Origin of the sequence: Dyella sp. (assembly GCF_036746095.1) — a bacterium.
Lineage (GTDB): Bacteria > Pseudomonadota > Gammaproteobacteria > Xanthomonadales > Rhodanobacteraceae > Dyella_B.
On record NZ_DAIOEU010000047.1, the window covers coordinates 24,064 to 38,671 of the forward strand.

The 14,608-nt window shown below is 63.2% G+C and carries 16 protein-coding genes; 11 read left to right on the forward strand and 5 right to left on the reverse strand.

The genetic code is table 11. From position 1 onward, the window contains the following. Positions 1-72: 72 nt before the first annotated feature. Positions 73-1,875 carry a thiamine pyrophosphate-requiring protein gene (locus V7M64_RS16660; RefSeq protein WP_333680626.1) on the reverse strand — a complete coding sequence of 601 codons (1,803 nt, stop codon included), beginning with the start codon at positions 1,873-1,875 and terminating at the stop codon, positions 73-75. Between the two features lie 295 nt (positions 1,876-2,170). Between V7M64_RS16660 and V7M64_RS16665 the strand changes: the two genes are divergently transcribed. The 8 genes from V7M64_RS16665 to V7M64_RS16700 are packed head-to-tail and all read left to right on the forward strand — an operon-like array spanning position 2,171 to position 7,030. After that, a complete protein-coding gene (locus V7M64_RS16665; protein WP_333680628.1) occupies positions 2,171-2,617 on the forward strand; it encodes an ATP synthase subunit I in 447 nt (148 codons plus the stop codon). A 4-nt stretch (positions 2,618-2,621) separates the two neighbouring features. Beyond that, entirely contained in the window at positions 2,622-2,867 is a 246-nt protein-coding gene (locus V7M64_RS16670) for a monovalent cation/H+ antiporter complex subunit F (RefSeq protein ID WP_333680630.1), read from the forward strand. Continuing rightward, positions 2,864-3,148 (forward strand): monovalent cation/H(+) antiporter subunit G, encoded by a 285-nt coding sequence (locus V7M64_RS16675; RefSeq protein WP_333680632.1) that lies wholly within the window; start codon positions 2,864-2,866, stop codon positions 3,146-3,148. The genes V7M64_RS16670 and V7M64_RS16675 overlap by 4 nt, the downstream gene beginning before the upstream one ends. After that, positions 3,145-3,399 (forward strand): DUF4040 domain-containing protein, encoded by a 255-nt coding sequence (locus V7M64_RS16680; RefSeq protein WP_333680633.1) that lies wholly within the window; start codon positions 3,145-3,147, stop codon positions 3,397-3,399. Before V7M64_RS16675 ends, V7M64_RS16680 begins: the two co-directional genes overlap by 4 nt. Continuing rightward, positions 3,396-4,160: an MnhB domain-containing protein gene (locus tag V7M64_RS16685; protein ID WP_333680634.1), complete on the forward strand. Its 765-nt coding sequence runs from the start codon at positions 3,396-3,398 to the stop codon at positions 4,158-4,160. The genes V7M64_RS16680 and V7M64_RS16685 overlap by 4 nt, the downstream gene beginning before the upstream one ends. Then, a complete protein-coding gene (locus tag V7M64_RS16690) occupies positions 4,157-4,507 on the forward strand; it encodes an NADH-quinone oxidoreductase subunit K (protein ID WP_333680635.1) in 351 nt (116 codons plus the stop codon). The genes V7M64_RS16685 and V7M64_RS16690 overlap by 4 nt, the downstream gene beginning before the upstream one ends. Then, the gene (locus tag V7M64_RS16695) at positions 4,504-6,288 is read left to right on the forward strand and encodes a complex I subunit 5 family protein (protein WP_333680637.1); all 1,785 of its coding nucleotides are present in this window, start codon (positions 4,504-4,506) and stop codon (positions 6,286-6,288) included. Before V7M64_RS16690 ends, V7M64_RS16695 begins: the two co-directional genes overlap by 4 nt. A gap of 7 nt (positions 6,289-6,295) precedes the next feature. Further along, a complete protein-coding gene (locus tag V7M64_RS16700) occupies positions 6,296-7,030 on the forward strand; it encodes an endonuclease (protein ID WP_333680638.1) in 735 nt (244 codons plus the stop codon). Between the two features lie 385 nt (positions 7,031-7,415). Here V7M64_RS16700 and V7M64_RS16705 read toward each other — a convergent pair whose 3' ends face one another. Together V7M64_RS16705 and V7M64_RS16710 are read right to left on the reverse strand one after the other, a co-directional pair. Then, positions 7,416-8,768 carry a cation:proton antiporter gene (locus tag V7M64_RS16705; protein WP_333680639.1) on the reverse strand — a complete coding sequence of 451 codons (1,353 nt, stop codon included), beginning with the start codon at positions 8,766-8,768 and terminating at the stop codon, positions 7,416-7,418. A gap of 30 nt (positions 8,769-8,798) precedes the next feature. Next, the gene (locus V7M64_RS16710) at positions 8,799-9,035 is read right to left on the reverse strand and encodes a hypothetical protein (RefSeq protein WP_333680640.1); all 237 of its coding nucleotides are present in this window, start codon (positions 9,033-9,035) and stop codon (positions 8,799-8,801) included. Here V7M64_RS16710 and V7M64_RS16715 point away from each other — a divergent pair. After that, positions 9,034-11,205, forward strand: a complete 2,172-nt coding sequence (locus V7M64_RS16715) for a protein-L-isoaspartate(D-aspartate) O-methyltransferase (protein WP_333680642.1) — start codon at positions 9,034-9,036, stop codon at positions 11,203-11,205. The genes V7M64_RS16710 and V7M64_RS16715 overlap by 2 nt on opposite strands. A gap of 249 nt (positions 11,206-11,454) precedes the next feature. Here V7M64_RS16715 and thiE read toward each other — a convergent pair whose 3' ends face one another. Then, positions 11,455-12,099 (reverse strand): thiamine phosphate synthase, encoded by a 645-nt coding sequence (gene thiE / locus V7M64_RS16720; RefSeq protein WP_333680643.1) that lies wholly within the window; start codon positions 12,097-12,099, stop codon positions 11,455-11,457. Next, complete coding sequence (gene thiM / locus V7M64_RS16725; protein WP_333680644.1) at positions 12,096-12,905, reverse strand: hydroxyethylthiazole kinase; 810 nt, start codon at positions 12,903-12,905, stop codon at positions 12,096-12,098. The genes thiE and thiM overlap by 4 nt, the downstream gene beginning before the upstream one ends. A 133-nt stretch (positions 12,906-13,038) precedes the next feature. On the opposite strand from thiM, the gene V7M64_RS16730 reads away from it, so the two are divergent. Further along, positions 13,039-13,641, forward strand: a complete 603-nt coding sequence (locus V7M64_RS16730) for a DNA-3-methyladenine glycosylase (RefSeq protein ID WP_333680646.1) — start codon at positions 13,039-13,041, stop codon at positions 13,639-13,641. Positions 13,642-14,256: 615 nt separating this feature from the next. Continuing rightward, positions 14,257-14,608, forward strand: a 352-nt coding sequence (locus V7M64_RS16735) for a response regulator (protein ID WP_333680648.1), incomplete at its 3' end; no start/stop codon positions are given.

Sequence of the window (14,608 nt, forward strand, 5' to 3'; positions counted from 1 at the left end):
AGCTTCGCTGTTGTAAAGCGCCTCGGCCTTCGCCGGAATGACAAACAAAACTCCTCGCGACTGGAACATCCTTCACTCTTTATCCTTATGCCCCGGCAATACCGCACTCAGCACCTGCCGCGCCGTATCGCGCATCATGCTTCCTTGCTCCGGATCGCCCTTCATCAGTGTCGATGCGAACGCCTTCGCCTGCGCCAGCGTGATGTGCGGCGGCAGTGGCGGGATTTCCGGATCGGCCTTCACTTCGATCAGCACCGGGCGATCGGATTTGAGCGCCTCGTCCCACGCGGCACCGAGCCGTTCGGGATCGTCGACGTAAATGCCGCGCAAGCCGATCAATTCGGCAAAGCGGTGATAAGGAATGGAAGGAATCTCCTGCGAGGCCTCGAACTTCGGATCACCCTCCATGACACGCTGTTCCCAGGTGACCTGGTTGAGGTCGGCATTGTTCAACACCATGCAGATCCAGCACGGGTTGCTCCATTCCTTCCAGTACTTGGCCACGGTGATCAGCTCGGCCATGTTGTTCATCTGCATCGCGCCATCGCCGACCAGTGCAATCACCGGACGTTGCGGATAGGCGAACTTCGCCGCAATCGCGTACGGCACCGCCGCCCCCATCGAGGCAAGGCCGCCGGATAGCGAACACATCATGCCGCGCTGCACTTTCAGGTCGCGCGCATACCAGTTGGCGACGGAGCCGGAATCGCTGGTGACGATCGCATTGGCGGGAATGCGCGGCGAAAGCTCCGATACCGTGCGTTGTGGATTCACGCCGTTTTCGGCCTTGGCCTTGGCGCGCGCATCCAGTTTCTGCCACCAGTCCGCCATCCACTTCTCGATAGTCTGGCGCCACGCGCGATCTTCCTTGTTATGCAGCAACGGCAGCAGTGCGCGGAGTGTTTCGGCGCTGTCGCCGACCAGGTTCACTTCCATCGGATAGCGCAGGCTCAGCATGTCGGCCTTGATGTCGATCTGCACGCCGCGCGCCTGTCCTTCCTGCGGCAGGAATTCGGAATAGGGGAAGCCCGAGCCGATCATCAGCAAGGTGTCGCATTCCATCATCATCTTGTAGCTGGGCTCGGTGCCGAGCAGGCCGATCGAGCCGGTTACCCACGGCAGATCGTCCGGCAACGCAGCCTTGCCGAGCAGCGCTTTGGCCGCACCGGCGCCCAGCTTTTCGGCGACGGCGATCACCTCGTCCGTAGCACGCAGCGCGCCGGCGCCGACCAGTATCGCCACTTTCTTGCCGGCGTTGAGCACCTCGGCGGCGCGACGCAATTGATCGTCATACGGCAGCGTCTTGGGCTTGTGATAGCCGACACCCGAATGCACCGTGCCATGTTTTCGCCCCGGTGGCTCGAACGGAAGTTCCTGCAAGTCATTGGGCAACACGATCGCCGTCACCGTGTGCTCTGCCATCGCAATGCGCACGGCGCGATCCACCATATGGCGCACTTGCGCCGGCACCGCGGCGGATTGCACGAAGGCGCCGGCGACGTCCTTGAACATGGCCGGCAGATCCAGTTCCTGCTGGTAGTGGCCGCCCAGTGATGCGCGCGCCTGCTGGCCGGTAATCGCCAGCACCGGCATGTGATCCATGCGCGCGTCGTAAAGCCCGGTGATCAGGTGCGCCGCACCGGGGCCGGAGGTTGCGATGCACACGCCCAACTCGCCGGTGAACTTGGCATGCGCGGAGGCCATGAACGCGGCCATTTCCTCATGCCGCGCCTGGATGAACTGAATTTTTCCGTTCGCGCGATTCAATGCACCGAACACGCCGTTGATGCCGTCACCCGGGTAGCCGTAGATGCGGCGAATGCCCCATTCGTGCAATCGCTCGACGATGAAGTCTCCGACAGTTGGCTTGCTCATGCGCTGAACTCCGGTTGTGCGTGACGCTGCCGAAGTAGCCGTGAAGACGTGCAGCGTGCGTGGATGCCATGCGTCTTTGTTGCGCGACGCGAGTCATCTGCGAACCTAGGCAGAGCGGTGTGCAGAGGCTGTGCAGCTTTTGTGGCTGGGGCATCACGTTTTCAGCCGGCAGCCTCAACAGTTCGCAGCCTGGATTACATCCTGGCCTACGTGCGTTGCCAAACTCAGCTGTAGCCATTTCATCTACGCACGGGGTGGAAAAATCCGTCGCACCTTCAGCAGCGCGTGAAACGAGATGTGGCGCTTACCCCTCGAAGCCATCCTGCTTGGCGCCATCTGTCTGCTGTTTGCGGGCAGCACATCGTTTGCAGAAATCATGGTTGCGGCCTTCGCCGGTGGCATGGCGGCGTGGGTGCATGCACGCCTGATGCATCGCTCCGCTTTTCGCTTCATCGGTACGCCACGACCGCTTCACATCCTGAAGCTGGCGGCAAAAGGCGCGGTGCGCGACGTCCCGCAAGGGGCATGGCACGTGCTTGCCGCGGTATGGCGCGGCCGCTTTGGCAAGCAGGTGATGGAGCCGGCGCCGCTGCTGGTGCGCGATACGCACGTGCGCGTTATTCCAAAACGCCGCGCACTGGCGATTCTTGCCACGTCCTTCGGACCCTTGGCTTACGCTGTCGAAGCACACCACGACGCGTTGCGGGTGCATCGTGCCGAAGGCACCACGCGGTCGGAGTAACGGCATGTACTGGATAGCGATCTTCGCCTTGATGCCGCCGTTGTTGGCGGGGGTGATCGCGGCGCGCCGTGGTCCGCTGCGCACCCTGCCGCTGGCGATCCAGTTCATCAGCACCTTGGTGGCGATCGTGTTTGTCCTGATTGCGCTGGCGATGCAGCAGCCCTCGTACATCGACCTGGCGTTGGCGATGACCTTGCTGGGTTTGCCCGGAACGTTCGCTTACAGCTTCTACATGGAGCGCTGGATGTGAATGTGCTGATCGCCATTGTGCTGGTCTTGCTGGTGGCATGCTGCTGGATCGCGGCGGCGGCCTTGCTGCGCCTTCCACGCGGCATGGATCGCCTGCATGCCGTGAGCTTTGCGCCGTTGGCGGCGTCACCGCTGTTGTTGATCGTGACGGGGCTGCAAACCGGCATGAGCCTGGGCACGGTGAAAGTGGCCTTCCTGTGGCTGGTCAATGCATTGGTAAGCATTGGCGTTGCGCATGCCCTGGGCCGGCTGATGCGTCCGAGCAAAGGAGGGGAAGCATGAAACTCGCCGTGGCCGGTTGTTTGATCCTGGTGATGATCAGCGGCGCGCTGGTGGCGTTTACACGCCGGCCGGGGCGGCAGGTGCTGATGATCAGCGTGCATGGCTTGTTCCTCTCGATGTTGTTCCTGCTGCTGCAGGCACCCGACGTTGCCTACTCGGAAATCGCCGTCGGCACCGCGCTGGTGCCGGTGATGTTTCTCACCGTGCTCGCTGCCACGCGCGGCGGCGGGCGCAGGAACGTGCCGCGATGAAACACCGCAGAGCGCTGCGTTATGGCCTGTCCATCCTCGCGCTGATCGTGCTGGCGCCGGCGGCGGTGCTGGTGGCGTTGCGCATGCCGGCCTTTGGCGATCAGCTGCCGGCGTATGGCGCCATCGTCAACGCGCACGTGCCTTATATGCGGCAGGCTACCAACGTGGTGACGGCGATCATTTTCGACGTGCGCGGCGCGGATACGCTGGGCGAGGAATTTATCTTCGTCGCGGCCATCACCGGGCTTGCAGTGCTGTTGCGCGGCGGCCGTGGCGAAGACGCCTCGCGCAAGCCGATCCGTACCGATGGGCGCCGGCTGCCGGCGCGTAGCGAGGCGGTAGCGCTGCTGGTCCGCTGGATGCTGCCGGCGACGATCGCGTTTTCGATCTACGTGATGGCGCACGGCCAGCTGACGCCGGGTGGCGGTTTTCAAGCGGGCGCCATGCTTGCCTCGGCGTTGCTGCTGTTGTTCCTGGGCGATGGCTATCGCAGCTGGCGGCAGGTGACGCCGCCGATCGTGATGCAAATGCTTGAAGCGCTCGGCGCCATAGGTTGTGTGGGAGTGGGATTGTTGCCGATGGCGTTTGGCACGGGCTTTCTGGAAAACGTGCTGCCGCAGGGCGAACCGAAGTCGCTCACCGGCGGGGGCCTGATTCCGTTGTTCAATGTCGCGGTGGGCATGGCGATCACCGGTGGCTTCGTCAACGCGCTGGTGGAATTCCTGGAGGAAACGCGCCAGCCGGAGGAGGGCGAGTCGTGACGTTGCTGCGCCTGCTGCCCTGGCTGGCCGCCGCGTGGCTGATGGCGATCGGCATCTACGGCATGATCACCAGCCGTCACTACGTGCATCTGATCGGCTGCCTGTCGGTGGTGCAGTCGGGCACTTACGTGGTGTTGCTGGCGATTGGCTTCGTTTGGCATGCCGGACCGCCGATCTTCTATGACCATCCACCCGGAACGCCGGCGGTGGATCCGGTGATGCAGGCGCTGGTGCTTACCGACGTGGTGGTGGGCGCCGCCGTTTCGGCGCTATTGCTCGCCTTGGCGTTGCAATTGCACAAGCGGCGCCAAACGCTCGATCCGGAAGAACTGGAGCCCGTTCCTTGAACCCGCTGCACTGGATACCGCTGCCGGTGGTGGTGCCGCTGCTGGCGGCAGCACTTGCCTTGCTGGTGGAAAAGCTGGTGCCGCGCCGCGCGGTCGATGCCTTGGCGGTGCTCGTATGCGCAGCGGTTTGCGTGGAATGCATGTGGTTGGCGCATGCGTCAGCCCATGCCCCGTTGGCGTACTGGTATGGCCGATGGGGGCCGGCGCACGGGCCGGTGCTGGGCATCAGTTTCGTGGTGGATGGTGCCGGGGCGGGCGCGAGTGCCTTCATTGCCGGCCTGTTTGCGCTCACCTTTCTTTTTACCTGGCATTACTTCGAAGAAGTGCGCGCGCATTTCCACGCATTGATGCTGATGTTCTGCGCGGCGATGATCGGCTTCTGCCTCACGCATGACCTGTTCAACATTTTCGTGTGGTTCGAGACGATGAGCGTGATCGCTTTCGCGCTCACCGGGTACCGGTTGGAAGACGCCGCGCTGGAAGGTGCGCTCAATTTCACCGTGATCAATACCATCGGCAGCTTCCTGATGATGGCGGGCGTGGGCCTGGCATATGCGGCGACGGGTGCGCTGGATATGGCACTGGTGGGGAAAATCCTCGCGCAACGCCATGCCGAGGTGCTGGCCTGCGGTTCGTTTGTGTTGATGAGCGCGGCGATGCTGATCAAGGCCGCCGGCGTGCCGTTCCATTTCTGGCTGCCGGATGCGCATGCGGTGGCGCCATCGCCGGTATCGGTGATTTTTTCCGGCGTGATGGTGCCGGTAGGCCTGTTCGGGCTCGGTCGCCTGCTGACCATCGTGTTTGCCGGCGTGCCGGCGGTGGTCTCGCTGGCACACGGGCTGCTGGTTCCGCTGGGCGCGGTCACCGCCATCGTCGGCGGTTTCATGGCCTTGCAGCAAACGCACGTGAAGCGCTTGCTGGCGTATTCCACCGTGAGCCACGTTGGCGTGATGCTGGCCGCACTCAGCCTGATCACCGTGCAAGGTACTGCGGGATGGCTGCTCTACATGCTCGGCCATGGCATGGTGAAGGCGTGCCTGTTCATGGCGGCGGGCATGCTGGCCGCGGTGCTCGATAGCGTGGATGAGTTGGAACTGTATGGCCGCGCGCGCGGACGCCCGGTGCTGGCGTGCTGTTTCTTCGTCGCCGGCTTGTGCCTGGCCGGGTTTCCGATCGGCATCATGGGATCCGGCGCGGAGGCGGTGGAAGGCGCAGCAAAACTGGCGGGCGACGATTGGCTCGGGCCGATCATCATTATTTCGTCGGCGACTACCGGTGGCGCCGTGTTGCGCGCCGGCATACGGATTTTTCTCGGCAAGGGGGAGTTGCCCGCGGGCAAGTCGCCGTTACCGAAGGAATCGGAACGCGGTGACCGCTCCTGGCTGTTGATGCTGCTGCCGGCGCTGGTGCTGGTATGCGCAAACGTGGGTGCCGCGATGCCACTGGAGCGCATGGCGCGTGCGGCCGCGGCGACGTTCGTGCATATGCCGGCGTGGGATGTGCTAAGCGCCAAGCAGGCGTACGCAACGCCTGCCGTCCCGCCGGCGGCCAGCGTGGGCGAATTCTCCGGCTGGCTGGCGGTTGGCATCGCCCTGGTGATTGCGGCGGCGCAGTTGTTCCTCGCGGGCTTGTTGAAGAACCGTGTGTGGTGGCCCGCGCAGGTTTCCATCCGCGCCTTGCGTGCCTTGCATGCCGGATGCGTGGGCGACCAGCTCGCGTGGCTTGCCGCGGGGCTGGCCATGCTTACTGCCGGCATCGCTGCCGTGAGCGTACTCCAATAGGTGGCGCATGCCTGAAGGTCCTTCCATTGCCATTCTTTGCGATGAAGCTTCCATCTTCGTCAACCAGGTCGTGCTGCGTGCCTACGGCAATGCCAAGATCGCCATGCAACGGCTGGACCAGCAGCGCGTGCTGGACCTGCGCAGCTTCGGCAAGCAGACCTTGATCCTGTTCGATGGTTTCTACGTGCGTGTGCATCTGCTGATGTTCGGCAGTTATCTGATCAACGAACAGCGCAACATCGTGCCGCGGTTGGGGCTGGTGTTCCCGAATGGCTCGCTCAATTTCTACAACGGTTCGGTCAAGCTGCTTGAAGGCGATGTCGACGAGGTCTACGACTGGCGCGTCGATATCATGTCCGATGCGTGGGACGAGAAGCGGGTGCGGAAGCTGTTCCGTGCCGCACCGGATACCTTCGTGTGCGATGCCTTGCTCGACCAGGATGTGTTCGCTGGCGTCGGCAACATCATCAAGAACGAAGTGCTGTACCTGTGCAAGGTGCATCCGCTTTCACGCGTGGGGGCGCTGTCGGCGCGCAAGGCCAATGAGATCGTGGCGCAGGCGAGGGCGTACAGCTTTCGTTTCCTGGATTGGAAGAAGGCGCATGTATTGCGCAAGCATTGGCTGGTGCACAACCAGAGCTTGTGTCCGGTGCATCGGATTCCACTGTCGCGGGGCTATCTTGGGAAGCGCAAGCGGCGGAGTTTCTATTGCCTGAAGTGCCAGCGTCTATATGACGCGTAGCCGTGATCTGCTCCCTTCCCTGCGTCAGCAGCGGAGGGTTGGGGCTGAGGTATCCCCACGTTTTTTTGGCAATTGTCCAGAAAGAATCAGGGGCTACATCGAGCCCATTTCGAAGCGCATCGTCATTCCGGCGAAGGCCGGAATCCAGTCTAAGTACGCGTGCGCAGCACACATTACCTTTTTATGCTGAGTGCTGCGCACCGCGTATTTGCACTGGATTCCGGCCTTCGCCGGAATGACGAGCAAAAAACGTGGGGATACCTCAGCCCCTAGCCCTCCGCTGCTGACGCAGGGAGGGGATTGCACCTCGTGTCGCTGGGCTCGACGCTAAATCAGGTGCAAGCAGGGGAGGAAGCACGTTGCATGATCGGCGTAAATGATCAACCTACGATGGTCGCTTGCCCCTTTCCCGCAAGCGCCGCTCGCGCCACGCCAACAACGGCTGGCAACTCGCCCCATGCACCACGATGCTCAACACCACCAGCGTGGTCACCATGCCGGTGAGTTTCGGCGCCACGGAGGCCGGCACACCGTGCGTCAATGCATAGCCAAGATAATTGAGGCTGCCGATGCCGCGTATGCCCAGCCATCCTGCCAGCAGGCGGCGTACCGGCGGCATGCGTGCGCCGACGGTGGCGATCCAGGTGGAGAGCGGGCGTATCGCGACGAACAGCAGCAAGGCCATCAGTGCGCCGTCGCCGCTCCATCCGCCGGAACACGCAATGCCGACCAACAGCACCATGCCCACGGCAAGCAAGCGTTCCAGCGTATCGCCGAACGACAAGGCATCGGATACCACCAGGCCGATGGTGGCGGACGGTTGTTCCAATGCCACCTCGTTGCGCTGGTTCGGATTGACCAGCATTTCCGCCGGCGGGTGGACCTGGTCCTTCCGTTCGTGCCGCACGTCCGGATGCGGATGGCGCGACACCACCCGCCACTCGGTATGCCGCAAACCGACGCCTGCGGCGAAGGCGGCCAGAAATGGCGACGCGTCGAATGCCCTGGCGAATGCATACGTCAGCGCAATCAACGCCAGTGCAAGAAAATCGCTGGGTGCGCGATCGCCGCTGGCCATCTTGGCGCGCGTGGCGATGATGCCGATCAGGCGCGCCAATAAAAACCCGATGGCCAAACCCGCCGGCAACGCCCAGCACACGTCACGCCATAACCAATGCCACATCGCGCCGGTGTCCGCCTTGCCCGAATGCAGCAACATGCCAAGCAACAGGAGAGGCATGGCGGTGCCGTCGTTCAAGCCCGCCTCGCTGGACAGGGCAACGCGCAAAGCGTCATCGTCGCGCGCGTTGTCGACCGACACCAGGCTGGCCAGCACGGGATCGGTGGGAGCGGCGATGGCTGCGAATACCAGTGCGATCGGCCAGGAGAGGGCGAGCAGCGCATGGCTGGCCCAGGCGAGCCCGGCCACGCTCAGCACCATCGCGGGCACGGCCAGGCGCAATCCTGCACGCCATGCGGGGTGGCGCCACGGCACGCGCAATTTCAGGCCGGTGAGGAACAAGGACACCACCAGCACGCCTTCGCTGATGGCGCCCAGCCAGTGCGCGCGTTGCATGAGGTCGATGCGCGCATAGCCGAGCAGCATGGGCCCAAGCGCCAGCCCGGCCAGCGCGTAGACCACGAACGGCGTGACCGGCATGCGGCGCAGCCAGCCCGCCGACAACGACGTGGCCAACAACAGCGCGCTGAGCAGGAACAGCCATCCGAGCGCATTCACCGGTGCGTCCCAGTACCTCGATACCTGTTGTCAGTGATGCCGCTGGTTGATGTCGCTGCGCTCGTAGCCGGATTTGGATGGCGGTGTTTTTTCGACTTCGCCCGGTACGGCCTGGTCGGCAGGTCGTGCATGCGCGTGTTGCGGCTCGGCGTGTTCCTTCGCACCGGGCCAGTGGGGTGTTTGTTGTGCCTGTTGTTGCTTGCTGTCGGCCAGGTCATGGATGGTTTCGGCGGGGTTGGACGGATGAGGTGATTTTTTGTGGGTCATGGCAAACGGAGAAGATGAGCTGACGTTGCCGCAGCGTTACCCAGCGCGTGTTGCACAAACGTCAACTTTTCCTGGTGGCGCCGCTGCCGAAACATCGACGTATCCGCGACGCGCATGCAAGCACGCTAGCGATGTCCTGGCAGCGCAATGCATCGACGTGATCGACTTCGGCCAAGCTCGGCAGCAGATGGTGGAGCGCCAGATCGCCGGCCGCGGACTGCATGACCCGGTGGTGCTGGCGGCGATGAAACACGTGCCGCGCGAAGCGTTCGTGCCGGAAAACCTGCGCGACGCCGCGTACGAGGACGGCGCATTGCCGATCGGCGAAGGCCAGACCATTTCGCAGCCCTACATCGTGGCGTTGATGGCTGAAGCGGCCGACGTCGACAAGGACGATCGCGTGCTGGAAATCGGCACCGGTTCCGGTTATGCCGCCGCCGTACTGGGCGACATGGCGGCGCGGGTGGATACGATCGAGCGCCATCGTCCATTGGCAGAACACGCGCGCGAGATATTGCGGCAATTGCAGTACCGCAACGTCACCGTGCACGTGGGCGATGGCACGCTCGGCTGGCCGCAAGGCGCGCCTTACGACGTGATCCTGGCTTCCGCGGGTGGCCCGGACGTGCCGGTGGCGTGGCGTGAACAGCTGGCCATCGGCGGGCGCCTGGTGATGCCGGTGGGCATGTCGCGCACCCGGCAATATCTGATCCGCATCCTGCGCCGTGGCGAGGACGACTACGAGGAAGAAAGGCTCGCGGCGGTGCAGTTCGTGCCGTTGATCGGCGCGCAGGGCTGGCACGATGCCGGCGATGCGAAAGCCGCACAGCCGGCGGACACGCGGGATGGCCCGCTCTCGCCCCGGCGCCTCACGCCTGCGCAGCGCATTGCCGAAGCGGCCGAAACCCTGCCGGACCTGGATGATGCGGCGTTTGGCCGTCTATTCGATCGCTTCGGCGACAAGCGCATCGTATTGCTGGGCGAAGCCACGCACGGCACCTCGGAGTTCTATCGCGCCCGTGCGGCCATCACGCGCCACCTGATCGAGGCGCATGGCTTCAACATCATCGCCATCGAGGGCGATTGGCCGGATGCGGCGGTGATCGATCGGCAGGCACGCGGCTTGCCACCGGCAAAACACGCCGAGACGCCGTTCACGCGCTTTCCGATGTGGATGTGGCGCAACGTGGAAGTCGCGGATTTCCTCACCTGGCTGCGCCAGCACAACACCTCGAAGCAGCCGATGGAGCGCACCGGATTTTACGGGCTGGATATGTACAGCCTGTCCGCATCGATCGCCGCCGTGCTTGGATTTCTCGATCAGGTCGATCCAAAAGCGGCCGATGCGGCGCGCGAGCGCTATGGATGCCTGGAGCCGTGGCGGGAGGACCCGGAAGTCTACGGCCGCTGGGCCCTGGATGAAGATTTCAGGCGTTGCGAGGGCGCCGTGGTGGCGCAATTGAAGGAGCTCCTGGCCAAGCGCCCGGCCTATACGGAGCAGGGCGATGACGAGCCTTATTTCGACGCCGCGCAAAACGCGCGCCTGGTCGCCGATGCCGAACGCTATTACCGCGCGATGTATTACGGTGCCACCGAAAGCTGGAACCTGCGCGACACGCATATGGCCGACACGCTGCAGTACGTGCTGGAATCGCGCGGATCGCTTTCGAAGGCGGTGGTGTGGGCGCACAACTCGCACATCGGCGATGCGCGCGCCACCGAATCGGGCAGCGAGCGCCATCGTCTCAACCTGGGCCAGCTATGCCGCGAACGCTGGGGCGATGAAGTTGCCGCCATCGGCATGGGCACGCACACCGGCACCGTGGCCTGCACCTCGCGCTGGGGCGGGGACATGGAGATCAAGTCGATTCGCCCCTCGCATCAGGACAGCTACGAAGCGTGGCTGCACGCCAGCGACAAGCCACGCTTTCTGCTCGACTTGCGTGCGCAAGCGCATTGGCTGCTGCATCAGCAATTGTCGAAACGCAGGCTGCAACGCTACATCGGCGTGATCTATCGGCCGGAATCGGAGTTGCACAGCCATTACCTGGAAGCCTCGCTGCCGCAGCAGTACGAAGCGTTCCTATGGTTCGACGAAACCTTGCCGGTGACGCCGCTGCAGAAGGAGCAGGGCGAAGGTGCGGCGGAGATGTTTCCAACTGGGCTTTGAGTGCGTGCTCGTGCGTCTCGTCATTCCGGCGAAGGCCGTTGCCGGATGACGAGCGGCGAGTGTGCATCTTTTCGGGAAATCGATCCCCCAAATAAAAACAGGCCGCCTTGTCGGCGGCCCGGTCGGGCATCGGTCATCCATGTTGAGGAGGGGCCCCTCCTCGGCGCCTGACTTCCCGGCGCGCCATTTATCGCATATCGGCACGTCAAAGTCAGGTATTGGGTAGCAATTTGGCCTTTCACGACAGTTTCACAGGCCGCTATGGACGTGCCGAATAGCGCCCCATAAATCGCTGGCGGACTGGCGTGGATCGGGTGTTCCGCAAATGGCAGAAACCACCGCAAGGCCATGCGCGCCCGCGGCGAATACTTCGCTAACGTGCTGTCTTTTAAGGCCGCCGATGGCTACGGTGGGGACCGGGCAGACGGCCACGATGCGGGCCAGGCCGGCAAAGCCGATCGGCAGTTCGTGGTCGGGCTTGGTGGGCGTGGCGAACACCGGGCCGATGCCCGCGTAATCGACCACGCTTGGATCGACCGCCCGCGCCGCGCTTTCCGAGTTGACGGAAAGGCCAAGCAGCATGTCCACGCCGATGCGTTCGCGCGCCAAGGCGGGGGACATGTCGCGCTGACCGAGATGCACGGCGTCGACGCCGGCTTGCACGGCCGCTTCGATATCGTCGTTCATGACGACCAGTGCCGAGGTGCCGCGCAGTGCATCTTTCACGCTGCGTGCAAGGGCAATGCGTTCGATTGTCGACGCACGCTTGTGTCGTATCTGCACGACGGTAACGCCGCCGGCCACGGCGTCGCGTGCGGTTTCCACCATGGAATGCTGCCGGCAAAGATCCGGATCCAGCACCAGGTACAGCGAAAGATCGAACGGCTTTTTCATACTGGCGTTACCTGTGCTTGCGCTTGCAACGCCTCGCCATCCAATGCGGCCAGCGCATCGATAAAACGCCAGGCGAACGAACCGGGTCCGGCGCATTGCGCTGCCGCTTGCGTGCCCGCCACGCTGAAGCACGCCAGCGCACCCACCGTCGCCTGCCATGGCGTTGCCGGCGCGGTGGCGACGAACGCACCCACCAGGCCGGTGAGTGCGCAACCCATCGCCGTCACTTTCGGCATCAGTTCGGAACCGCCGGCAATGCGCGCGGACTGGTGTCCGTCGGTAACGAAATCGACCGCGCCCGTCACGGCCACCACGGCGCCCGCTTGGCGTGCCAGCAGCAGTGCCGATGCTTCCGCACGCTCCACGCTGTCGCCGCTGTCCACGCCGCGTCCCGAACTTGCATCGCCTGCCAGCGCCATGATTTCCGATGCATTGCCGCGGATGATCGTTGGCTTGAGGGCCAGCAATTCCGCCACGGCTTTCCGGCGGAACGCCGTGGCGAAATGTGCCACCGGATCGAGTACCCACGGCTTGCCGTTGTCGTTTGCTGCCTTGGCCGCGGCACGCATGCCTTCCAGCCACGGTGCCGAGAGCGTGCCGATATTGACGGTGACGGCGCTTGCCAGGGCGGCGAACTCACCCGCTTCCTCCGGTGCGTGCACCATCGCGGGCGATGCGCCGGCCGCGAGCAGCACGTTGGCGGCGTAGTTCATCGCCACGTAATTGGTGATGCATTGAACCAGCGGGGACTGGCGATGCATGCGATCGAATTGTTCGCCGCAGGAAGAAACGAGGGCAGAGGTCATGATGCAGCTTTGAGGTTTGGCTGAGCTGCATGATGTTACCTGCTATGGGGCATTCGGGGCCCGATGAAATCCCAGCGCTTCTGAGTTTTCTTCATGCCGGGATTTCATCCCAGCCCACGGGGCAGGCACTACCATGGCGGTCATGGCTGCCAGCAGAAAACCGAAAAGACTCCCACGCTCCTTCTACAACCGCGACCCGTTGATCGTCGCGCCTGAGCTGCTGAACAAGCTGTTCCGTGGTCACGATGGCCGCGCCGGACGCATCGTGGAAGTGGAGGCCTATCGCGGCGGCGGCGATCCGGCCGCACATTCCTTCCGCGGCGTCACGCCACGCACGGAGGTGATGTTCGGCCGGCCGGGGCACCTGTATGTGTATTTCACTTACGGCATGCATTGGTGCGCGAATGCGGTATGCGGGCCGCAAGGCGCGGGCAACGCGGTTTTGATTCGCGCCCTGCAGCCGATCGCGGGATTGGATTTGATGTATGCAGCCCGTCCATTGGCCAAGCACGATCGCCAGCTATGCAATGGCCCGGCTTGCCTTACGCAGGCAATGAGCATCACCAAGCTGCACAATGGCATCGATCTGGTAAGCGGCGATGCATATGCGTTGTTGGACGACGGCACGCCACCACCCGCACGGCCGCTGCAAACCACGCGCATCGGCCTTGCCAAGGCGACGGATTATCCGTGGCGTTGGTATGTGCAAGAAAGCGCGTACGTGTCGAAAAAATAAGCGGCGAACCAGGCATTGGTCCGCCGTCCGTCGGTTGGGGCGAGCGAAACGCAGCCCCACCCTCTGCGGATAACTTCAGGCCATGTTGGGGTTCGGCTGTACTCACCCTAACTTGCGCTTTGGCCTCGTTCCCAAAAATTCCTTGCCTTAACGATTTGCGCGCACACGTAGATTAGACGTTGGCGGGCACACATCAACCATTCGGGCCACTTTCTGCCGCAAAATGTGGCCTTTCAAATGGTGTTGCGCGCATGACGAAGATCATCGAGTGCGGTTGACTTGCATCACCAGGCGTTCTGTGCGTGTTTTTCAGGGTTCCTGGCGAAACAATCGCATGCTTCGCCTGCGCACTCGTTCGAAGCGAATCGTCGGTCCGGGCGAGCCCTCATTCCAGCCCGCGATCACGGTAAAAAGGCTCGTGCGCAGCATCGGGCACATGCATGCCGGTGCATCGAGGCGGTTGCAAAGTTTAATCCCGTCCCTATGCATGTCTGCACATGGACTTTTGCAACTTCATAAGCGTACCCTCGGGCATTCGTCATACAAGCGAAAGTCGGCGGCAGCAGTATTCGCCACCGCACCGGCGCCGCCAGGCGCCTGGAGCAGGGGACAGGCATGGTTGAAGGCACAAAGGGCAATGTGCTCATCGTGGAAGATGATGCACAGCTGAGAAACGACGTTCTGGTACCAGGTTTGAAGGCGTTTGGTTTCAACGCCGTAGGCGTCGGCACGGCGGCAGAGCTTTATCGCTCCATCGCCGTCGAACGCTACCGCCTGCTGGTACTGGATATGGCACTGCCCAATGAAGACGGGTTCAAGATCGTCAGTCAGCTGCGCGCGCTGTCGGACATCGGCATCGTGGTGCTGTCTGCCTTGGATTCCACCGCGCATCGCGTGCGCGGGCTGATCGAGGGCGCCGATGTCTACCTCACCAAGCCGGTCGATGTGGAAGTGCTGGCCGCTTCGC